This window comes from Variovorax sp. SPNA7 (assembly GCF_033807855.1).
Classification (GTDB): domain Bacteria; phylum Pseudomonadota; class Gammaproteobacteria; order Burkholderiales; family Burkholderiaceae_C; genus Variovorax; species Variovorax beijingensis.
In genome coordinates this window covers 4,041,100-4,061,150 of record NZ_CP138513.1, presented here as the reverse complement: position 1 = coordinate 4,061,150, position 20,051 = coordinate 4,041,100, and the positions used below count along the sequence as shown (strand labels likewise).

Here is a 20,051-nt window from a genome sequence, read left to right as displayed (position 1 = left end):
TTCAGCGCCGCGCCTTGGCGCGCTGCACCAGGTCGACCACGATCAGCGCCGCCCCCAGGACCAGGGCGAACCAGCCGACGACCGATGCGCCGGCCACCATCTCGAACCAGCGCGTGCCTTGCAGGAAGCGCGGCCCCAGCAGCACGGCGGCGCCGATCAATACGCAGAGGATGCCGCGTTCGAGCGTGCGGAGTTGTCTTGAAGCCATGGGTCTTGGTTGAATCTGGTGCGGGTCTGCAGGAGCGACATTGTCGCAAGACGGATGCACCGCAGAATCGAGGCGCAAAAAAACCGGAAGGACCCGCATGAGCATCGAGATCGCCAAGGAAGCACGCCAGCAGGCCATCGCGTCGATCGAGCGCTATTTCAACGAAAACATGGACGAGAAGATCGGCAACATCGCGGCCGGCGCGCTGCTCGGCTTCTTTCTTGAAGAGATCGGCCCGATCGTCTACAACAAGGCCGTGGCCGACGTGCAGGAGCGGCTGCAGTCGCGCATCTCGGAGGTCGATCTCGAAGTGCACGAGGACGAGTTCCAGTACTGGCGCAAGTTCGATCGGCAGAAAAAGAGCCGATAGCCGGCGCCTGGCGTCGCGTACACGCATCGCCCGCCGTTCAAAGATGCTTCCAAACGTTGCAAAATCCCAAGCCATGCAACCACACCGTCCCATTTCGCGTTTTGCGCCTTCTTCTTCACTGCTGCGCACCCTTGCCGCCTTGCCGCTCGTCCTGGCCGCTTCCCTCGCAGCCGCCCAGCAGGACCCCGCGTCGTTCCCGCTGGATTCGGTCGGTTACCTGAACGAGGAGCTGCCGCGCATGGAGGCCGCCATTGCGGCCAGGGACCGCAGCTTCTTCCACGGCGCAATGGCCCGCACGGTGGAGTTCTCCGATCGCTGGGGCTTCAAGGCGCAGGCCAATCCGGACCTGGCCAAGTACCCGATGTGCACCGAGGCGGTGATGGACTACGTGGTCGTCGGCATGTGCAGGCTCAATCCCGCGAGCGAAGGGTGCGAGCCCGGACTGGCGCCGCGCTTCGAGGCGAATGTGCAGCGCTGCCGCGAGGTGGCGGCGCGAAAATAGGCGTCCCGTCCGTCGACGCAAAAGAAAGTCCCCGCAGGCAATGCGGGGCGGAGACACGCCATGGAATACACACGCTACCAGACCCTTGCCATCACGCGCCGCGGCGCCCATGGCGCGGTGCTCGACATCCAGATGCGCGCGGCCAACGGCAAGCTGCCCACGGCCGGCCACGACGGCCACCGCGAACTGGCCGAGATCTGGCGCGACGTGGCGGCCGACGACACGGTGCGCTGCGCGGTGCTGCGGGGCGAAGGACTGGGCTTCTCGGGCGGCGGCGACCTGGCGATGGTGCAGGACATGACCACCGACGACGCGGTGCGCCAGCGCGTCTGGAAAGAGGCGCGCGACCTCGTCTACAACATCATCAACTGCGACAAGCCCATCGTCAGCGCAATGCACGGTCCGGCCGTGGGGGCGGGCCTGGTGGCGGGGCTCTTGGCCGACATTTCGATTGCCGCCAGGGACGCGAAGATCGTCGACGGCCACACGCGCCTGGGCGTGGCGGCGGGCGACCATGCGGCCATCGTCTGGCCGCTGCTATGCGGCATGGCCAAGGCCAAGTACCACCTGCTGCTGTGCGAGCCGGTGAGCGGCGCGGAGGCCGAGCGCATCGGCCTGGTGTCGCTCGCGGTGGACGAGGCCGATCTGCTGGCGCGCGCCTACGAAGTGGCCGACCGGCTCGCGGTCGGCAGCCAGAGCGCGATCCGCCTGACCAAGTACGCGCTCAACAACTGGCTGCGCCAGGCCGGCCCGACCTTCGACGCCTCGCTGGCGCTCGAATTCATGGGCTTTGCGGGCGCCGACGTGCGCGAGGGCGTGGCCTCGCTGCGCGAGCGGCGCGCGCCGAACTTCGGCTGAAGCCCGGCCCGTTGGATCAGGCCTTCTTCAGGCCCTGCAGCGTCTGCAGCAGCACCACGCGCGTCTGCCCCAGCACCATGCCCTTCCATTCGTCGTTGTCGCAGTAGAACGCGTCGCGCAGTTGCTGGCGGATCTCGCGCTTCTGCGCCTCGGGCGCCTCGGGGTGGCGGCGCAGCCAGGTGTCGGCGCGCAGGCGGGTCAGCACCTGGCCGTCGGGCAGGGTGCCGAACTCCAGGCCCATGGGCGCGATGCTTGCATCGGGGCACTCGTCGTAGGCGATGGAGACCACCGGCCCCGAGACGTCGGCCGAGGCCGAGTCGCCGGCAAAGGGCGCGAACACGTCGGCGCCCCACCAGGCATGCGCCTGCGCAAGATCGGCCGGCGCGTTGCGGCCCGGGTAGATCTTCTCGCCATGGCCGTAGGGACCAAGGCCGGTGTGGATGTCGATCCAGCCGATGTGCGTGGCCGACGCGGCATAGCTGCGCAGGATCGCGCGCATCGTGCGGTTGCTCCACGAGGGCGCGGTGCCGCCGTAGAACAGGCCGTCGGACGAGCTGTACTGGCCCCGGGTGACGGCTGCGCGGAAAGCGCGCATGCCGTGCTTCTCGACATAGGCGGCCATGGCGGCTTCGTCGGCGGGCGTCGGCGGCCAGCTGTCGGGCAACACCAGCGGCTCGACCTCGGCGTACTCCGCATTCGCCGGCAGCGGCACACCGAAGTCGATGTGGTTGCGGTTCAGGTCGATGTTGTCTTCGTTGGTGCGGTGCAGGTGCGAAAAGCCGTGCGGGTTGACCGCATGCACCAGCAGCAGCGCCACGCCCGCCTGTTCGAGCCGGCCCAGCAGGTCGGTGTCGTGGAGCGTGGCCACCTGCGCGCCCGAGCCGCAGAAGCCCTCGGGGCCGTGCGTGCCCGAGGTGACGAGCAGCAGCTTCTTCGCATCCCTGGCGCCGATCAGCGCCGCGTCGGTCGCCAGTTCCTCGCCGAGTGCGCCGCGGTGCGTCGGCAGCACGAAGGATTCGATCGCGGCGCCGCGCATGGCCGCGGCATCGAGGAACTTGGCGCGCGCTTCGGCGTAGGTGCCCGAGAAATGGCGGGTGGCGGCAGTGGAGGGGGTGTGCATGGGTGGGGGGCTGTGCGTGGATGTAGGGGTGTTGTCAGTCCGGCGGATAGGCGGCGCCCGCTTCGCCCGAGGTCCAGGGCGCGTACTTGTGCATCGCACGCTCGAACAGCGGCGAGGTGGTCCAGCCCGCGAGCCAGGCGCGCAGCAGCGGCCAGGGCTGGCTTTCGAACCACGCGGGCTCGACCATCGCGAACTGCCGCACGAAGGGCATGACGGCGGCATCGGCCAGCACCGCCCGCGCGCCGAAGAGTTGTTGCCCAGAGCCACTGGCGAGCCGTGCTTCCAGCTGCAGCAGGAATTGCGCACCCAGCTCGCGTGCGCCGCCGGCGGGCGCGTCCGCGAATCGGCCCGGGTACTTGTAGCGGTCGAGCTGCGGCTTGAAGCGGTTGTCGCACGCGTCCACGAGCGCGAGCATGTCGTCGAGCGTGCCCGCCTCGGGCGCGAGCCAGTGCAGCGGATCGTTGCGGCCCAGCGTCCACAGCATGATGTCGAGGCTTTGCTCCAGCACGGTGGCGCCGGGCAGCACCAGCACCGGCACCGTGCCCTTGGGCGAGGCGGCGAGCATTTCTCGCGGCTTGTTCTTCAGCACCACTTCGCGCAGTTCGCAACGCTCGCCGCTGGCGGCCAAGGCCAGCCGGGCGCGCATCGCGTAGGGGCAGCGGCGAAAGCTGTAGAGGACAGGAAGGCTTGTGGCTTGCATCGAGCGCAGGAGTCTATGCGCGCGGCAGCGCCGGCGGAAGCCCGGCTGCATTCAAATGCAACTGCGTTGCACTGGTTCATATAATGCAATTCTGTTGCATATAGGACCATCCCCATGACCGACCGCCTCCCCGTCACCGTGCTGTCCGGCTTTCTCGGCGCCGGCAAGACCACGCTGCTCAACCACATCCTGCACAACCGCGAGGGCCGCCGCGTGGCGGTCATCGTCAACGACATGAGCGAGGTCAACATCGACGCGGCCCTGGTGCGAAACGGCGGTGCCGAGCTTTCGCGCACCGACGAGAAGCTGGTCGAGATGAGCAACGGCTGCATCTGCTGCACGCTGCGCGAAGACCTGCTGCTCGAAGTGGGCCGGCTCGCGAGGGAAGGGCGCTTCGACCAGCTGGTGATCGAATCGACCGGCATCTCGGAGCCCTTGCCGGTGGCCGAGACCTTCACCTTTGCCGGCGAGGACGGCAAGAGCCTGGCCGACGTGGCGCGCCTGGACACCATGGTGACGGTGGTCGATGCCTTCAACTTCCTGCGCGACTACGGCTCGCCCGACAGCCTGGGCCAGCGCGGCCAGTCGCTGGGCGACGAGGACACGCGCACCGTGGTCGACCTGCTGATCGAGCAGATCGAGTTCTGCGACGTGCTGGTGGTCAACAAGACCGATCTCGTGAGCGCCGACGAGCGCGAGCGGCTCGTGGCCATTCTGCGCAGCCTCAATCCGCGTGCGCGCATCGAGATTGCGGCGTTCGGCCGCGTCGGGCTCGACCGCGTGCTCGGCACCGGCCTGTTCGATTTCGCGCAGGCCGAACGCGCGCCCGGCTGGCTGGCCGAACTGCGCGGCGAGCACCAGCCCGAGAGCGAGGCCTACGGCATCCGCAGCTTCGTCTACCGCGCGCGCCTGCCGTTCCATCCGCAGCGCTTCTGGGCGCTGGTGCAAAGCGAGTGGGAGGGCGTGGTGCGCTCCAAGGGATTCTTCTGGCTCGCGAGCCGCGCCACGCGGGCCGGGTCATGGTCGCAGGCGGGCGGTGCCTGCCGCTACGGCGTGGCGGGCCTGTGGTGGGCCGCCGTGCCGCGCGAGCACTGGCCGGCCGACGAGGAGGCGCTGGCGGTCATCCGCAAGAACTGGGACGCGGCCACCGGCGATGCCCGCCAGGAACTGGTGCTGATCGGTATCGGCATGGACGAGGCGGCCCTGCGCGCGCGGCTCGATGCCTGCCTGCTGACCGAAAGCGAAATGCGGCGCGGCGCTTCGTCGTGGGCAGACCTGCCCGATCCTTTTCCGGCCTGGAACGCGTAGCCGGCCCGAGAGCTCAGCCCCTGCATTCCCCGCAGGTGCCATGCAGCGTGAGCGCGGTGTGGCGGGTGTCGATGCCCTGCTTGCGCAGCTCGCGGCCGAGCCGGCTCATCACCTTGGGCAGTTCGGGATCGGAGGGGAGCGCGAGCACCTTGTGGCATTGGTCGCATTCGAAGGTGTTGCCCGAGGCGGTTTCCACATGGCGCGAAAAGCGGTTGACGCGGTCCGCGCCCACGCGCCGGTCGCACAGGCCGGCGTCGACCAGGCGGTCGAGCACGCGGTACACCGTGACGCGGTCGGGCGCCTCGCCGGCGGCGGCGGTGTAGGCAGCCACCACGTCGTCGTGCGTGAGCGGCTGGGAGGCGTGCTCCAGCAGTTCGAGCACGGTCTGCGCGGCGCGCGTCACGCGCAGCCCGCTGCTGCGCAGCAGGGTTTCGCTGTCGGGCGCCGTCGCGGCGATGGGGGGCTTCGGATGCGGGCTCATTGGTTTTCCGTGGAACCGACATTGTGTTGCATTCCGTGAGCCCGCGCCCCCGGCGGCCCGAATGCGCTAAGGTCTGGTTTTTCGCGTTTCTGAATACCTTCTACCGACCATGTCCAGTTCCCCGATCGAAATCGAGACCGCTCCCCATCCCACCGCCACGGTGATCGTGATGCACGGCCTGGGCGCCGACGGAAACGATTTCGTGCCGATTGCCAACGAGCTCGACCTGTCGAGCGTGGGCCCGGTGCGCTTCGTGTTTCCCAACGCGCCGGTGATCCCCGTCACCATCAACGGCGGCTACCGGATGCCGGCCTGGTACGACATTGCCGTGGCCGACCTGGTGGCGCGCGAGGACGAGGCGGGCCTGCGCCGCTCGCAGGCCACCATCGAGGCGCTGATCGCCAACGAGAAGGCCCGCGGCATTGCGGCCAACCGCATCGTGGTGGCAGGTTTCTCGCAAGGCTGCGCCATGGCGCTCCTGACCGGGCTGCGCCACACCGAGCGGCTGGCCGGCATCGTCGGTCTCTCGGGCTACCTGCCGATCGCCGCCACCACCGCGGCCGAACGGCATGCGGCCAACCACGACACGCCGGTTTTCCTGGCGCATGGCCGGCAGGACCCGGTGGTGCCGCTCGATCGGGCGCTGCAGTCGCGCGACGCGCTCACCGCGCTGGGCCATCCCGTCGAGTGGCATGAGTACACGATGGCGCACTCGGTCTGCATGGATGAGATCGCCGACCTGAACCAGTTTCTTCTGCGCGTGCTGGAGACGAAAAAATGATCCTCGTCATCGGACACGCCATGGCGAAGCCCGAAACCCTGCACGCGATGCTCGCCATCAGCGTGGAGCACGTGCTGCGCTCGCGCACCGAGCCCGGCTGCATCTCGCACGAGGTCAGCGCCGACGTGCAGCAGCCGCTGCGGCTCAGCTTCGTGGAGCGCTGGAGCGACATGGCGGCGCTGAAGGCGCATTTCCGCGATGAGGCGTCGCGCGCCTTCGGCAAGGCGCTGGCCGCCATGGCGGACGGCACGCCGCAGATCTCCATCTACCAGTCCGAAGAGATCGAGCCCGCATGAGCCCAGCTATCAAAACAATAGCGGCGCGCAGCATAGCGGATGCCGGGATTCCTTGCACAAGCAACGCCCGCGCGGCCGTGCTACCTTCCAGCCCCTCAGAGATTGACGGGTCATAACAATATGAGCAGCAGATTGCAGGAGAGGCTGGGTGCGCTCTCAGCCGCGCGGTTGAAGGGCATGCGGCGCGGCATCGAGAAGGAAAGCCTGCGCGCGCTGCCGGACGGCAAGCTCGCGCTCACGCCGCACCCGCTGGCCCTGGGATCGGCGCTGACCCATCCGCACATCACCACCGACTTCAGCGAATCGCAGCTCGAGCTCATCACGGGCGTGCATGCCAGCGCCGAGTCGGCGCTGGAGGAGCTCACGCGCGTCCACCAGTTCACCTACCGCGTGCTCGCCTCGCTCGGCGACGAGCGCCTCTGGGTGTCGAGCATGCCCTGCGGCCTGCCGACCGACGAGACCATTCCCATCGGGCGCTACGGCTCCTCGAACGTCGGGCGCGCCAAGAGCGTCTACCGCATGGGCCTGAGCCACCGCTACGGGCGGCGCATGCAGACCATCTCGGGCATTCACTACAACTGGTCGCTGCCCGACGTGTCCAGCGAACAGTATTTCGCGCTCATCCGCAACTTCCGGCGCCATGCCTTCCTGCTGCTGTACCTGTTCGGCGCCTCGCCCGCGCTGTGCTCCAGCTTTGTCGCGGGGCGCCCGCACGAGCTGCAGCCGCTGGGCGACGGCAGCATGTTCATGCCGCACGGCACCTCGCTGCGCATGGGACGCCTGGGCTACCAGAGCGACGCCCAGGCCTCGCTGGCCGTGAGCTACAACAGCCTCGAGGGCTACGGCGCCTCGCTGCAGGACGCGCTCACGCGGCCCTGGCCGGCCTACGAGGCCATCGGCATCCGCAACCTCGGCGGCGACTACAACCAGTTGGGCACCAGCCTGCTGCAGATCGAGAACGAGTTCTACGGCACCATCCGGCCCAAGCGCGTGATCCACCCCGGCGAGCGCCCGCTGCATGCGCTGCGCGAGCGCGGCGTCGAGTACGTCGAGGTGCGGCTGATGGACCTCGACCCCTTCGAGCCGGTGGGCATCAACGCGCAGACCATGCGCTTTCTCGACGTGTTCCTGCTGCAGTGCCTCTTGAGCGACAGCCCGGCCGACACGCCCCAGGAAATCGCCGAACTGGCCCACAACCAGCACCTCACGGCGGCGCGCGGACGCGAGCCGGGCCTGCAGCTCTTGCGCGGCGGCCGCGAAGTGGGCCTGGCCGACTGGGGCATCGAACTCGTCGAGCAATGCCGGCCCATCGCCGCCGCGCTCGACGCCGCGAGCGGCGGCACGCAGCATGCCGATGCGGTGCGCGCCGCAATGGCCGCTTTGCAGACTCCCGGCAGCCTGCCTTCGGCGCGGGTGCTGGCCGCGGTCGAAGAGCAGCACGGCAATTCCTTCATCGGCTTCGTGCGCGCGCAGTCGGAGCAGACCCGCGCCACGCTGCTGGCCCTGCCGTTCTCGGCCGAGCAGCAGGCCGGGTTCGAGCGCATGACCGAGGAATCGATCCAGGAGCAAAAGCGCATCGAGGCCGCCGACACCATGCCTTTCGAGATCTACCGGGAGCAGTACGTGTCCCCCGCGCGCCTGGGAATCGGGCGCGGGCGGGTGGCCGTTGCGGCCTGAGCGTCCGGCGCGTCCCACTGCCACATCGCCCGCCTGACGACAGGCGCGAAGCGCGTTGGCCTACAGGCATTGGCCGGCATGGCCCACCATGGCAGCCGCTGCCGCAGCGACCATGGGCGGCATGCAACCCGCCAGCTTCAGATCTCGACTCCGGCCCCTGGTTCGGCCGGAGATTGCGGCATGACTTTCAAGGCCTACCTTGTCGAGGACAGCCCCCTCATTCGCGAAAACCTTGTCGGCTTCCTGCACGACGTGGCTGACGCGGACGTGGTGGCCTGCGCCAGCAGCGAGGAAGAAGCCGTGCACTGGCTCGACCATCACCGCGACGACTGGGACCTGACCATCGTCGATCTTTTCCTGGAGCACGGCAACGGCCTGGGCGTGGTCCGGGCCTGCCGCCACCGCGCGGCCAAGCAGAAGGTCGTGGTGCTGAGCAACTACGCCACCTCCGAGATGCGCCAGCGCTCCGCGCAACTGGGCGCCGATGCCTTCTTCGACAAGTCGGCCGAGCTCGATCAGCTGGTGGCCTACTGCGAAACGCTGCGTCACGCGCGCGACTGAGCCTGCTTCCGGGCGGCGCTGCCCGGGCGCCTTTCTGGGGTAAAACGCCACGCGGCCGCCGCGGCGGCCATCGGCACACCCATTCCCAAGGAAAGAAAGCAGCGAGATGAGCAACAGCACCATCGACTTCAAGGGCCGCGTGGCCATCGTGACCGGCGCGGGCGGCGGCCTGGGCCGCCAGCATGCGCTGGCCCTGGCGGCGCGCGGCGCCAGGGTGGTGGTCAACGACCTGGGCGGCGCCCGCGACGGCTCCGGCGCCTCGGTGAGCGCGGCGCAGGCGGTGGTGGACGAGATCGAGGCCGCGGGCGGCCAGGCCATGGCCAACGGCGCCTCCGTCACCGACTTCGAGGCGGTGCAGGCCATGGTGAAGCAGGCGGTCGACGCCTGGGGCCGCGTCGACATCCTGGTCAACAACGCCGGCATCCTGCGCGACAAGAGCTTTGCCAAGATGGAGCTCGCCGATTTCCAGCTGGTGGTCGACGTGCACCTGATGGGCGCGGTGAACTGCACCAAGGCCGTCTGGGCGCTCATGAACGAGCAGAAGTACGGCCGCATCGTCATGACCACCTCGTCTTCCGGCCTCTACGGCAACTTCGGCCAGAGCAACTACGGCGCCGCCAAGCTCGCGCTGGTGGGGCTCATGCAGACGCTGAGCATCGAAGGCGCAAAGAACGACATCCGCGTCAATTGCCTGGCGCCGACCGCGGCCACCCGCATGACCGAGGGGCTGATGCCGCAGGAAGTGCTGGACGCGCTCAAGCCCGAGGCCGTGGTGCCCGCCATGCTGGTGCTGGCGGCCGAGAACGCGCCGAACCGCACCATCCTCTGCGCCGGTGCCGGCACCTTCGAGGCCGCGCACATCACGCTGACGCAGGGCGCCTGGCTCGGCATTGGCGCGGACACGCCCGAGCAGCTGGCCGCGCGGCTCGCCGAGGTGACTTCGCGCGAGGGCGAGATCGTGCCGCAGAGCGGCTCGGCCCAGGGCAGCAACGAGGTCGGCAAGGCGATGGCGAGCGCCGGCAAAGGCTGATCCGCCATCCGGTCCATGGCCGCTTGACCTCGAGTGCACTCGAGCATTTCCAATGGATTGACCGGGCCTTCCGGTTTCATTCATCCATCCGGGGAAAGCAGCCATGAACACGACAGACGACAGCAGGGCGCTGGTGCAGCGCATCCATTCCGAGCTGGACAAGGGCAACGGCCAGCTCTTCATCGACAGCCTGGCCGACGACGCCCGCTGGACGCTGGAAGGCAGCACGCCGTGGTCGCGCACCTACGCGGGCAAGGCCGCGATCCGCGAAGAGCTGCTCAAGCCGCTGTTCGCGCAGTTCGCGGGCCCCTATGTGAGCAGGACCGAGCGCATCATTGCCGAGGGCGACCGCGTGGTGGTGCTGTTCAGCGGCGACGTGCCCACCCGGGCTGGCAAGCGCTACAACAACCGCTACTGCTACATCTACCGCATCGAAGGAGGCAAGGTGAAAGAGCTGACCGAGTACTTCGACACCGCACTGGTCGAGCAGGCGCTCGAGGCGCCGCCGGCTGCGGTTCCTGCCCATGCCGGCTGACGGCGGCGCGCCTTTTCACATCGGCGAGCTGGCCCAGCGCACCGGCCGCACCGTGCATGCCATCCGCTGGTACGAGACGCAGGGCCTGGTGCCGGGCGTCGTGCGCGACGAAGGCGGTCGGCGCCTCTACGGCGAACTGCACGTCGGCTGGCTCGACCTGATGGATCGGCTGCGCCGCACCGGCATGTCGATTGCCGAGATGCGCGAATACACCGCGCTCGCGCTGCAGGGCAAGGCCACGCTGCGCCAGCGCCGCGACCTGCTTGCCGCGCACCGCGCGCGCGTGGCCGAAACCATTGCGGATTGGAACCAGGCGCTGTCGCTGGTCGAGCGCAAGATCGATTTCTACGACGACTGGATGCAAAGCGGCCACAGGCCGCCCCTGCTGCCCGCCGAAGCGCCGCGCGCGCCGCCGCCCAGGCGAAAGGCGCGGTAGCCGGTGCGGTGCCCGCCTACTCCGCGATGAAGCCCGTGTCCTTGCGGATCGAATCGCGGTCGCGGTGGTTGTTCAGGCGGCCGAGCGTGTTGTCGAGCAGGCGCTTGAGCTTGTCGGCCGCGCCGCGAAAGGCCTCGTCGAGGGTGGTGGCGTGCTGGGTGACGGCCAGCGGCTGGTGGTGGGCCAGGCGTGCTTCCATCACGCAGCACTTGTCTCCGGCACCGGCCTTGTCGTGGTTCTCGTCGCTCAGATGCACTTCGACGCGGGTGACATCGTCGACGAAGCGGCCGAGCTGCTGCTTGATTTCCGCATCGGCCCAGCGCTCCAGCGCGTCCTTGTTGTTGACACCGTTGCTCGTGTTGACCTGAATCTGCATTGTCTTGTCCCTGATGATGGATGAACGAGCCTCTACTGTGCGCCCTAAACGGCCCAGGTCCGCGTAGGCATGTTCCCCAACCCCCGGGACGGGGCGGGATTCAGCTCTGGATATAGGTCGTGAGCTGCGCGATGGTTTCCTCGTGGTCGGCAATGATGTCGTCCATCAGGTCCTGGATGGAGATCATGCCCACCACCTTGGCGCCATCGACCACCGGCAGGTGGCGGAACTTGCGCTGGCTCATCAGCGCCATGCAGGCGCGCGTGCGGGTCTGCGGGGTCACGGTCATCACGTCGGGCGTCATGATCTCGGAGACCTTCATCTCCTTGGAGTTCTTGCCCTGCAGCGCCACCTTGCGGGTGTAGTCGCGCTCGGACAGAAAGCCCACCAGCCGGTCGCCGTCCATCACCATCAGCGCGCCGACCTCGAAGCGCGCCAGGGTGGCCAGCGCATCGAACACGCTGGTGTCGGGCGAGGTGCGCCAGGCCGCGGAATCGTGGCGCTTGAGCAGTTCGGAGACGGGTTTCATCGCGGTAACTCCATCAAAAAAGTTCTGATTCGACCGACGCGTCCATGCGCCGCACTCGGCCAAATGATAGGGGCGGAACCAACCCCGCGATGCAAAAACCTCTAGGGGATTGCGCGCGCCACCCAAGGACGCACGCCGACGCGAACTAAGGTGTTGCTGCGAGCACGCGGCTGAGCGCCACCGGGTCGCCCACCACGGTCTTGACCAGGCCCTTGTCGTCGAAGCTCACCTGGTACTCCGACCAGCTGTCGCGCCAGTAGCGCCAGGTGGGCGCATCGAGGCTGGGGTTCTCGCTGGCCACCGGGTAGCCGATGGCCATCAGCACCTGTGCGCGCGTCATGCCGGGCGCCACTTTTCCGGCCACGATGGCGTCGCGCACGGCGGGTGCGAAGGCCGCCATCTTCTGCTTCGGGTCTTCGGTCACCACGTAGCGCTGCGCGAAGTCGATGAGGGTGATGTTGCGGCTGTAGTCGTTCTTGATGCGCTGGGGCTTGCCCGCGAGATCGAGGTTGAACCAGCGGAAGTCGTAGCCCGTGATGCGCGCCGGCGTGCCCACGGCCACGATGCTGGTGCCCTGCTCGTCGTAGTTGATGTCGCTGATCGAATTGCCGTAGGTGCGCATGTTGCAGCACAGGTAGCCGCTGACCAGCGGGCCCGGCGGCGGCGAGGGACGCTGGGCATGGACGACGGTCGCGGGAACGACGGTGGCTGCCAGCAAGGCGGCAGCGGCAAGGCGCTTGAACATGGATTTCCCTCGTATTTATTGAAAATGGCTGCGCATGCAGCGCGCGGATTCTAGAGGGCGCGGTGCGCGCAGGCACAGGCAAAATGGGCCTGTGCAGCTACAGAAAGCGTAGCGGCGTGATTTGCCGCACATCGCGGTCCACAATGCGCACCCGGCCTTCGGGCCCGCACCTTCCCCCACAGAGCGAAAGAAAGAACATCCATCGATGGCGATCCAGTGGTTCCCCGGGCACATGTACACGACCCAGAAGGCCATCACCGAGCGGGTGAAGGACATCGACGTGGTCATCGAGCTGCTCGACGCGCGCCTGCCCGGCTCCAGCGCCAACCCGATGCTGGCCGAACTCACCTCCGGCCGGCCCACGCTCAAGGTGCTCAACAAGCAGGACCTGGCCGACCCGGCGCGCACGGCGCTCTGGCTTGCGCACTACAACGCGCTGCCGGCCACGCGCGCCATTGCGCTCGACGCGAGCCTGACCACGCCCGCGCAGGCCATCGTGCGCGCCTGCCACGAGCTCTCGCCCAACCGCGGCGGCATGGCCAAGCCGATGCGCGTGCTGATCTGCGGCATTCCGAACGTCGGCAAGTCGACCCTCATCAACACCCTCACCGGCAGCCGCAAGGCCAAGACCGGCGACGAGGCCGGCATCACCAAGCTGGAGCAGCGCATCACGCTGGCCGACGACTTCTACCTGTGGGACACGCCCGGCATGCTGTGGCCGCGCATCGTGGTGCCCAAGAGCGGCTACAACCTGGCGGCCAGCGGCGCCGTCGGGCGCAACGCCTTCGACGAGGAAGAAGTGGCGCTGGAGTTGCTCAACTACCTGAAGACGCACTACGCGGCGGGCATCACCGAGCGCTTCAAGCTGGCCGAGCACGACGCCGCGGCCATTGCCGCCATGAAGGACGAGGAAGTGCTCGACGCCATCGGGCGCAAGCGCGGCGCGCTGCTGGGCAAGGGCCGCGTCAACCTGCAGAAGGCGGCCGAGATCGTGATGCACGAGTTCCGCGCGGGCAACCTCGGGCGCATCACGCTCGAAACGCCCGAAGAGTTTGCGCAGTGGCTCGCCGAGGGGCTGCGCGCCGATGCGGAGCGTGCGGCAAAGAAGGCGGCGCGCGGAAAGAAGCGCAAGCCGGCCGACGAGTCCGCCGAGGGCGAAGGGCCACGGCCGGACTGACCGGCCGGAGGCCGCCCGCCCACTATCATCGAAACATGCAACGCCTCACGCGCCAACGCAACGCGGTCTTCTCCGCCTTCAGCGACACCGGCCTGGTGCTGACCGCGCCGGAAATCCTCGAGCGCGCCCGCGCCATCGTGCCCGAGATCAGCCTCTCCACCGTGTACCGCCAGGTCTCCATGCTGCTGGCCGACGGCGAGATCGCCAAGGTCGAGCTGCCCGGCGAGCCGGCGCGCTACGAAGTGGCCTGCAAGCCCGATGCGCACCACCATTCGCACCATCACGGCGAAGAGGCCGACCACCACCATCACTACTTCCACTGCGGCAGCTGCGGGCAGGTCTTCATGCTGCATGCATGCCCCGGGCCCATGACCGATCTGGTGCCCAAGGGCTTCCAGGTGAAGAGCCACGAAGTGACGCTGCATGGCGTGTGCGCGGCCTGCGCCGGTGCCGCCCGCAAGGCGCGGTCGCCGAAGGCGCACTGACTCCCGTGGCGGGTCAGCGCACCTGCAGGCGCGCGTCCTTCGGATAGCTGATGGTGTAGTCGGCCGCGACGCGCGCGGTCTTGCCGGGCTCCAGGTCGAAGCGCCACATGGCGAGCCCGGGCTGCTTGTTCCAGGCCAGCTCGCCGGGCTGCGGCGAGAACTGCGCGGCCACGCGCACCTGCTCGTCGACCGAGACGGGCGCGGCCTCGAGCACCTGCACCGCAATCGGCGTGCGGTGGCGGTTTTCCACCACGTAGGCGCGCTGCACCTTGCGCTCAGCGCGCGAGCCGGCAAAGCCGCCCGTGCCCTGGCTGTCGCTCTCGGGCTCGGCCTGCACGCGCACCAGTTCGTCGCGGCCGAAGGAGAGCGTGAGCCTGGCGTCGCTCGGCGCGCTCCACCGGCCGCTGCCGACGAAGTTGCCGTCGCGGTAGAGCTGCAGCGCACCGGCCGGCCATACGCCCGCCGGCTGCGCGAGCTCGGCCACCAGGAAGGCGCTGGCATCCACGCGCGGGCTGGTGCGCGCGGCGAGCTTGGCCGTGTCTTCGTGCTGGCCCAGCGCCAGCGTCACGCGCTGGCCGCTGGAGGGCACGTCGATGCCCTGGGGCACCGCGAATTCGGTGGCAAAGCTGTTGTCGAACACGTTCACGTCGAACAGGGGCTCCGTGGCTTCGGCCATGGCGCGCCGGTCGGCGGATGCGGCGGGCGCGGCGGGCGCCGGCGCCATCATCGCGGCCATGCCCCCCTGGACACGCGGCGGCGGCTCGATGCCGATGCGCCACGCCGTGGGCGTGCGGCCCGCGGTTTCGCGGCGCGGCTGGCCGGTGGAGAGCACCAGCTTCACGCCGCGCCAGTCTTCGCCCGTGGCCTGCGCCACCAGTGCCTGGCGCTCGATGCGCACCTTGCTCGTGGCGGTGTCGAGCAGCGCGCGGTAGGTGGGCGTCCAGCCGGGGCCGGCGACCTGGTAGCTCAGCTTCACGTCGGCATCGGTGCTGGCGGCCAGCGTCACGGTCACGGCCATCACCTGCGCGCCGTGGCCCTGCGAGCGCTTGCGTTCGGCCAGCAGCGGATTGAGCTGCCGGTCGATGTCGGCCTGCCTGCGCTGGATCTGGTGCTGCTTGAGCAATGAGTCCTGCCCGGTGCGGCGCATCGCCTCCGCCATGGCGGCGAGGTTGCGCGCATCCATCGGCGCGCGGGCGCCCTGGACCGAGTCGCCGGTGCCGCCCGAGAGGCCCTTGAGGTAACCCGTCACCATGCCCAGCGCGTCGTTCTCGGCCTGCAGTGCGGCCTTCTGGTCTTCCAGTTCGCGGATGCGGCCGTCGAGCGCGCTGGTGGCGCAGCGGGGCGACAGTTCGCGCGCCTCGCTGAGCACCGAGGTCTCGCCCACGCGCACCGATGCGCCGGCCGACACCTGCAGGCTCTGCACGTCGAGGCCCGCGGGCAGGCAGGCGAAGGTGACCGACCGGCTGCCGGCCGCAACGCGCGCGACGCGCTCCACCGTGGCGCTGCCGGGATAAACCTTGACCTGGGTGATGCGCGAATTGTCGGCTGCGGCTTGCGCGTGGACGCCGGTGCTCGCCGCCAGCCAGGTGGTGGCGGCGAAGCTGGCACGGAGAAGAAAGGCGCAGGAGGGTGCTTGCATGGAGAACCTTCGGAAGTGGATGGATGGCTTGTCTCCACTCATACGGCCGGGCTCGTCCAACGGGGTCAAGTCATTGCAAATTTTTTCGATGCGGGCGTTGCTGTCGCCAATGCAACCGCAACAGCGCCGCCGGTCACGCGCGCGACGACGCGTGGCGGCAGCGCTTCGTAGAGTGGGGCCGTCCGCTACGCCAACGCATTTCCGTTCCAAGGAGATCTTCCATGCTCGACACCATCCAGGCCGTCAACAAGACCGCTGCCTTCAACCGCTGGGCCGGCTTCGAAGTCACCCGCGCCGCCGCCGGCGAAGCCGAACTGCGCATGGAATGGCGCGAGGAAGACATGGGCCAGTACGCCGGCTTCCTGCATGCGGGGCTGATCGGCGCCATGCTCGACACCGCCTGCGGCTTCGCGGCCGCCACGGTGGCCGGCCGCGTGCTGGCCTCGCATTTCTCGGTGAACTGCTTGTCGCCCGCGCTCGGCCGAGCCTTCATCGCGCGCGGCAAGGTGGTGAAGGCGGGGCGCAAGCAGGTGTTCACCACCGCCGAACTCTATGGCCAGGGCGATGGCGGCAGTCTCAAGCTCGTGGCGACGGGGAGTGCCATCCTGGTTCCGGTGGAAGAGCCTCCGTTGGCAAGGTGACTGCCGCCTTGGCGCCGGCGCGCCGGGGCTTGAGCCCGAACAGCGGGCGCAGCCAGTTGAAGCGGCGGATCAACCCGTCGGTGAGCAGCCAGCAGCCCGCGATGGTCAGTGCGACCAGCAAGGCCGGCTCCAGCACCGGCCCCAGCGCGAGCGGAGCCAGCAGCGCAATGCCCGCGATGATCAGCGTCTGGTGCAGCACGTACCACGGGTACACCGACTCGTTGGCCCAGCGCAGCCAGGGCCACGGACGGTTCAGGTGGCGATGGCCGTGGCCCAGGATCGTGGCGACCGCCAGCCACAGGTAGAGCATGCGCAAGGCGTCCATCGGTACGCCGGAGGGCGGTCCCTTGGCGCCGAGCCGCAGCACGATGAAGGTGGTGATCGCCGCCGCCGCCAGCGCCAGCGACATCCGCCGCAGGCGTTCCAGCTCGCGCCACACGCCCGTGTCCACGCCCATCCAGTAGCCGTAGAGAAACACGGTGAAGTAGATGCTGTGCAGGTGAAAGTCGCGGACCAGGTTGTGCGTGGGCGGAAAGTGCCGGGCCAGCAGCATCGTCCAGACCAGCAGCGGAAGCGCCGGCAGCAACAGCAGCTTCCAGCCGCGCAGTCCGTTGAATCGGCGGCGCATCCACTGGCCGGCGGATGACCGCCACAGCGGCAACGTCAGCGCAATGAGCGCCGTGTAGGTGAACAGGTAGGGCAGGTACCAGAGGTGGTTCCAGGTGATGCCGAACTCCGCGCCGGCAAAGGCCTCCTTCGGCCACGGATCGCTCATGGAAAGATAGCGCAGCAGGAAGGCGCCGAAGCCCGGCGCCACCAGGCCGCTGGCCACGCCTTGCGCATAGGCCTGGTAGGGCACGACCACCGCCATGCCGAAGGCCAGCGGCAGCATCAGCCGCACGCCGCGGCTGCGCAGCAGGCTCCAGGTGCCCTGGCTGCGGCTCAGGAAGCCCAGCGACACGCCCGAGACCAGGAACACCAGGTCCATGCGCCAGAGGTTGAGCACGCGCATCGGCCACTGCAGCCATTCGGCCGCGTGCGGGCTCTTGAGGTGCCAGGGCCAGTCGGCCACGTAGTACATCGCCACGTGGTACAGGATGACCAGCAGGAAGGCCAGCGCGCGCAGCGCGTCGATGTCGTGCCGCCGGTCGGGCAGGGTGGATGCGGTTGTGTTCATCGGTCGATGGTTGCGCCCACCCGCCGCGCGCGGCCTGCCCAGGGGACGGATCGCGGGCCTTTTGTGACGAGCGGTGCCCTCCAGGGACGAAATTCGCCCGCCCGGCCCGCGGATCGCGAGAATCCCGGGCATGGGAGATTCCCGAAAGAACCTGTACGAGCGCTACGAACCCATCCGCCGCCGCGTGGAAGTGGGCTTCTGGATCGTCTTCATGGCGCTGCAGGCGGTGTTCAACACCACCGTGGCGCTGGTCGACGCGCGCGACCGCGCCGTGCCCCGCGCTGCCTGGGAAATCATCACCTGGGAGGTGTCGAGCCACCTCGTGCTGCTGGCGCTGGTGCCGGCCGTCGTGGCCATCCAGCACCGGCTGTCGCCGCTCGCGCGCACCCACCTGCTGCGCTACCTGGGCTGGCACCTGGCTGCCAGCGTGGTCTTCAGCGTGGTGCACGTGGCGGCGATGTTCGCGCTGCGCGCCATGGTCTACGCGGCGGTTGGCGAGCGCTACGACTTCGCGGGCTGGACCGGGCGCTGGGGCTACGAATACCTGAAGGACGTGCGCGCCTACCTGTCGATGGTGTTCGGCATCTGGGTCTACGGCGTGTTCATGCTGCGGCTGCAGGGCGAGGCGCGCGTGCTCGACCAGCCCGAGGCGGCGGCAGCAGCGCCGGCCGAGCCCGCCGAAGCCCATCAGGCAGCCGCGCCGCCCGCGCGCCCCGAGCGCTTCCTGGTGCGCAAGCTGCGGCGCGAGTTCCTGATTGCCGCCAGCGACATCGACTGGCTCCAGGCCGAAGGCAACTACGTCGGCCTGCACGTCAACGGCCACGACTACCTGCTGCGCGCCACGCTCACCGATTTTCTGGCCCAGCTCGACCCCGCCCATTTCGTACGCGTGCACCGCAGCCACGCCGTCAACCTGGGCCGCATCAAGGAAATCGAGCCGCTCGACGGCGGCGATGCCCGGCTGCACATGCACGACGGCAGCACGGTGCCCTGCAGCCGGCGCTATCGCGATGCCCTGCGCGCCGGGGCGGGCTGACCCGGGCTGCGCGCCGATCCGTCCTGTTCCGGTGCGGCCGCCGCACTGCTAACGCCCATTTCCGGCGATGACGCACCATGAGAGAGCTTTCAGGCACCATTTTTGCTTTCTTGCGGCGCTGCCCCGAGCAATTCGGGTGCATGCACCAATTCAAACCAAAAACTGCAAGAAGCTCCAATGGACGCACTCAAACAGGGCGCAGACGCGCTGTTCATTCTTCTCGGCGCGATCATGGTGCTGGCCATGCATGCCGGTTTCGCCTTCCTGGAACTGGGCACCGTGCGCAAGAAGAACCAGGTCAATGCGCTGGTCAAGATCCTGGTCGACTTCTCGGTCTCGACCATCGTGTACTTTCTCGTGGGCTATGGCGTGGCCTATGGCACGCACTTCTTCGTGGGCGCCACGGAACTCGCAGCCAAGAGCGGCTACGAGCTCGTGAAGTTCTTCTTCCTGCTCACTTTCGCAGCGGCGATTCCGGCGATCATTTCGGGCGGCATCGCCGAACGCGCCAAGTTCTGGCCTCAACTGATCGCTACGGCGGTTATCGTCGGCTTCGTCTATCCGCTGTACGAGGGCATTGCCTGGAACAAGGCCTTCGGCATCCAGGCGTGGATCGCCTCTGTCACGGGCAGCGAGTTCCACGACTTTGCCGGCTCGGTGGTGGTGCACGCGGTGGGCGGCTGGCTCGCGCTGCCGGCCGTGCTGCTGCTGGGAGCGCGCCGCAACCGCTACCGCGGCGACGGTTCGCTGAGTGCGCATCCGCCTTCGAACATTCCTTTCCTGGCGCTGGGCGCCTGGGTGCTGTGCGTCGGCTGGTTCGGCTTCAACGTGATGAGCGCGCAGAGCATCGACAAGATCTCCGGCCTCGTGGCCGTCAACTCGCTCATGGCGATGGTGGGCGGCACGCTGGTGGCGCTCGCCATGGGCAAGAACGATCCCGGCTTTGTCTACAACGGCCCGCTCGCCGGACTGGTGGCCGTGTGCGCGGGCTCCGACCTGATGCACCCGCTGGGCGCGCTGGTGGTGGGCGGCGTGGCTGGCGCCATCTTCGTGGCCATGTTCACGCTCACGCAGAACAAGTGGAAGATCGACGACGTGCTCGGCGTCTGGCCGCTGCACGGCCTGTGCGGCACCTGGGGCGGCGTCGCGGCCGGCATCTTCGGCACCCAGGCGCTGGGCGGCATCGGCGGCGTGAGCGTCTGGGCGCAGCTCATCGGCACCTTGATGGGCGTGGCGTGGGCGGCGCTGGCGGGGGCGCTGGTGTACGGCGCGCTCAAGGCGACGATGGGGCTGCGCCTCACGCAGGAAGAGGAATACGACGGCGCCGACCTGTCGATCCACCACATCTCGGCAACGCCGGAGCGTGAGGTGAACTGGTAGCGA

Annotated in this window: 25 protein-coding genes; 16 read left to right on the top strand and 9 right to left on the bottom strand. The window is 68.6% G+C overall.

The genetic code is table 11. From position 1 onward, the window contains the following. Position 1 precedes the first annotated feature (1 nt). Positions 2 to 208: a hypothetical protein gene (locus RZE77_RS19050; protein ID WP_319438789.1), complete on the bottom strand. Its 207-nt coding sequence runs from the start codon at positions 206 to 208 to the stop codon at positions 2 to 4. 97 nt (positions 209 to 305) lie between these two features. Here RZE77_RS19050 and RZE77_RS19045 point away from each other — a divergent pair, with 97 nt between their 5' ends. From RZE77_RS19045 to RZE77_RS19035, 3 genes are all read left to right on the top strand, one after another. After that, entirely contained in the window at positions 306 to 578 is a 273-nt protein-coding gene (locus RZE77_RS19045; RefSeq protein ID WP_319426962.1) for a DUF2164 domain-containing protein, read from the top strand. 73 nt (positions 579 to 651) lie between these two features. Further along, a complete protein-coding gene (locus tag RZE77_RS19040) occupies positions 652 to 1,080 on the top strand; it encodes a hypothetical protein (RefSeq protein WP_319438788.1) in 429 nt (142 codons plus the stop codon). 60 nt (positions 1,081 to 1,140) lie between these two features. Next, entirely contained in the window at positions 1,141 to 1,938 is a 798-nt protein-coding gene (locus tag RZE77_RS19035) for an enoyl-CoA hydratase/isomerase family protein (RefSeq protein ID WP_319426959.1), read from the top strand. Between the two features lie 16 nt (positions 1,939 to 1,954). On the opposite strand, the gene RZE77_RS19030 is transcribed toward RZE77_RS19035, so the two are convergent. Next, on the bottom strand, positions 1,955 to 3,058 hold the full coding sequence (locus RZE77_RS19030; RefSeq protein WP_319438787.1) for a M14 family metallopeptidase: 1,104 nt from the start codon (positions 3,056 to 3,058) through the stop codon (positions 1,955 to 1,957). A gap of 34 nt (positions 3,059 to 3,092) precedes the next feature. Continuing rightward, positions 3,093 to 3,758 (bottom strand): glutathione S-transferase, encoded by a 666-nt coding sequence (locus RZE77_RS19025; RefSeq protein ID WP_319438786.1) that lies wholly within the window; start codon positions 3,756 to 3,758, stop codon positions 3,093 to 3,095. Between the two features lie 114 nt (positions 3,759 to 3,872). On the opposite strand from RZE77_RS19025, the gene zigA reads away from it, so the two are divergent. Further along, positions 3,873 to 5,066, top strand: a complete 1,194-nt coding sequence (gene zigA, locus RZE77_RS19020; protein ID WP_319438785.1) for a zinc metallochaperone GTPase ZigA — start codon at positions 3,873 to 3,875, stop codon at positions 5,064 to 5,066. A 13-nt stretch (positions 5,067 to 5,079) separates the two neighbouring features. Here the strand turns inward: zigA and RZE77_RS19015 are convergent, their stop codons facing one another. Continuing rightward, the gene (locus RZE77_RS19015; protein ID WP_319438784.1) at positions 5,080 to 5,547 is read right to left on the bottom strand and encodes a Fur family transcriptional regulator; all 468 of its coding nucleotides are present in this window, start codon (positions 5,545 to 5,547) and stop codon (positions 5,080 to 5,082) included. 109 nt (positions 5,548 to 5,656) lie between these two features. On the opposite strand from RZE77_RS19015, the gene RZE77_RS19010 reads away from it, so the two are divergent. From RZE77_RS19010 to RZE77_RS18980, 7 genes are all read left to right on the top strand, one after another. Beyond that, complete coding sequence (locus RZE77_RS19010; RefSeq protein ID WP_319438783.1) at positions 5,657 to 6,328, top strand: alpha/beta hydrolase; 672 nt, start codon at positions 5,657 to 5,659, stop codon at positions 6,326 to 6,328. Then, a complete protein-coding gene (locus tag RZE77_RS19005; protein ID WP_319438782.1) occupies positions 6,325 to 6,624 on the top strand; it encodes a putative quinol monooxygenase in 300 nt (99 codons plus the stop codon). The genes RZE77_RS19010 and RZE77_RS19005 overlap by 4 nt, the downstream gene beginning before the upstream one ends. Before the next feature lie 120 nt (positions 6,625 to 6,744). After that, positions 6,745 to 8,301 (top strand): glutamate--cysteine ligase, encoded by a 1,557-nt coding sequence (gene gshA / locus RZE77_RS19000; RefSeq protein ID WP_319438781.1) that lies wholly within the window; start codon positions 6,745 to 6,747, stop codon positions 8,299 to 8,301. Between the two features lie 180 nt (positions 8,302 to 8,481). Further along, positions 8,482 to 8,862 carry a response regulator transcription factor gene (locus RZE77_RS18995; protein ID WP_018906274.1) on the top strand — a complete coding sequence of 127 codons (381 nt, stop codon included), beginning with the start codon at positions 8,482 to 8,484 and terminating at the stop codon, positions 8,860 to 8,862. Positions 8,863 to 8,968: 106 nt separating this feature from the next. Then, the gene (locus tag RZE77_RS18990; protein ID WP_319438780.1) at positions 8,969 to 9,892 is read left to right on the top strand and encodes an SDR family NAD(P)-dependent oxidoreductase; all 924 of its coding nucleotides are present in this window, start codon (positions 8,969 to 8,971) and stop codon (positions 9,890 to 9,892) included. 103 nt (positions 9,893 to 9,995) lie between these two features. Continuing rightward, the gene (locus RZE77_RS18985; RefSeq protein WP_319438779.1) at positions 9,996 to 10,427 is read left to right on the top strand and encodes a nuclear transport factor 2 family protein; all 432 of its coding nucleotides are present in this window, start codon (positions 9,996 to 9,998) and stop codon (positions 10,425 to 10,427) included. After that, complete coding sequence (locus tag RZE77_RS18980; RefSeq protein ID WP_319426947.1) at positions 10,417 to 10,863, top strand: MerR family transcriptional regulator; 447 nt, start codon at positions 10,417 to 10,419, stop codon at positions 10,861 to 10,863. Before RZE77_RS18985 ends, RZE77_RS18980 begins: the two co-directional genes overlap by 11 nt. A gap of 16 nt (positions 10,864 to 10,879) precedes the next feature. Here the strand turns inward: RZE77_RS18980 and RZE77_RS18975 are convergent, their stop codons facing one another. From RZE77_RS18975 to bamE, 3 genes are all read right to left on the bottom strand, one after another. Next, the gene (locus tag RZE77_RS18975) at positions 10,880 to 11,239 is read right to left on the bottom strand and encodes an HPF/RaiA family ribosome-associated protein (RefSeq protein ID WP_145746170.1); all 360 of its coding nucleotides are present in this window, start codon (positions 11,237 to 11,239) and stop codon (positions 10,880 to 10,882) included. A 100-nt stretch (positions 11,240 to 11,339) separates the two neighbouring features. After that, positions 11,340 to 11,768, bottom strand: a complete 429-nt coding sequence (locus RZE77_RS18970; RefSeq protein WP_015866410.1) for a CBS domain-containing protein — start codon at positions 11,766 to 11,768, stop codon at positions 11,340 to 11,342. 145 nt (positions 11,769 to 11,913) lie between these two features. Then, entirely contained in the window at positions 11,914 to 12,513 is a 600-nt protein-coding gene (gene bamE / locus RZE77_RS18965; RefSeq protein ID WP_319438778.1) for an outer membrane protein assembly factor BamE domain-containing protein, read from the bottom strand. A 205-nt stretch (positions 12,514 to 12,718) separates the two neighbouring features. Between bamE and ylqF the strand changes: the two genes are divergently transcribed. Together ylqF and RZE77_RS18955 are read left to right on the top strand one after the other, a co-directional pair. Further along, positions 12,719 to 13,690, top strand: coding sequence for a ribosome biogenesis GTPase YlqF (gene ylqF / locus RZE77_RS18960; RefSeq protein ID WP_319438777.1), 972 nt, complete (start codon positions 12,719 to 12,721; stop codon positions 13,688 to 13,690). A 35-nt stretch (positions 13,691 to 13,725) separates the two neighbouring features. Continuing rightward, complete coding sequence (locus RZE77_RS18955; RefSeq protein ID WP_319438776.1) at positions 13,726 to 14,175, top strand: Fur family transcriptional regulator; 450 nt, start codon at positions 13,726 to 13,728, stop codon at positions 14,173 to 14,175. A gap of 13 nt (positions 14,176 to 14,188) precedes the next feature. Here the strand turns inward: RZE77_RS18955 and RZE77_RS18950 are convergent, their stop codons facing one another. Further along, positions 14,189 to 15,814, bottom strand: a complete 1,626-nt coding sequence (locus tag RZE77_RS18950; protein WP_319438775.1) for a DUF4139 domain-containing protein — start codon at positions 15,812 to 15,814, stop codon at positions 14,189 to 14,191. A gap of 221 nt (positions 15,815 to 16,035) precedes the next feature. On the opposite strand from RZE77_RS18950, the gene RZE77_RS18945 reads away from it, so the two are divergent. Next, positions 16,036 to 16,455, top strand: coding sequence for a PaaI family thioesterase (locus RZE77_RS18945; RefSeq protein ID WP_319438774.1), 420 nt, complete (start codon positions 16,036 to 16,038; stop codon positions 16,453 to 16,455). On the opposite strand, the gene RZE77_RS18940 is transcribed toward RZE77_RS18945, so the two are convergent. Continuing rightward, a complete protein-coding gene (locus RZE77_RS18940; protein WP_319438773.1) occupies positions 16,391 to 17,632 on the bottom strand; it encodes an acyltransferase family protein in 1,242 nt (413 codons plus the stop codon). The genes RZE77_RS18945 and RZE77_RS18940 overlap by 65 nt on opposite strands. 130 nt (positions 17,633 to 17,762) lie before the next feature. Between RZE77_RS18940 and RZE77_RS18935 the strand changes: the two genes are divergently transcribed. Then, entirely contained in the window at positions 17,763 to 18,668 is a 906-nt protein-coding gene (locus RZE77_RS18935) for a LytTR family DNA-binding domain-containing protein (protein WP_319438772.1), read from the top strand. Between the two features lie 177 nt (positions 18,669 to 18,845). After that, a complete protein-coding gene (locus RZE77_RS18930; RefSeq protein WP_319438771.1) occupies positions 18,846 to 20,048 on the top strand; it encodes an ammonium transporter in 1,203 nt (400 codons plus the stop codon). Positions 20,049 to 20,051: the final 3 nt, after the last annotated feature.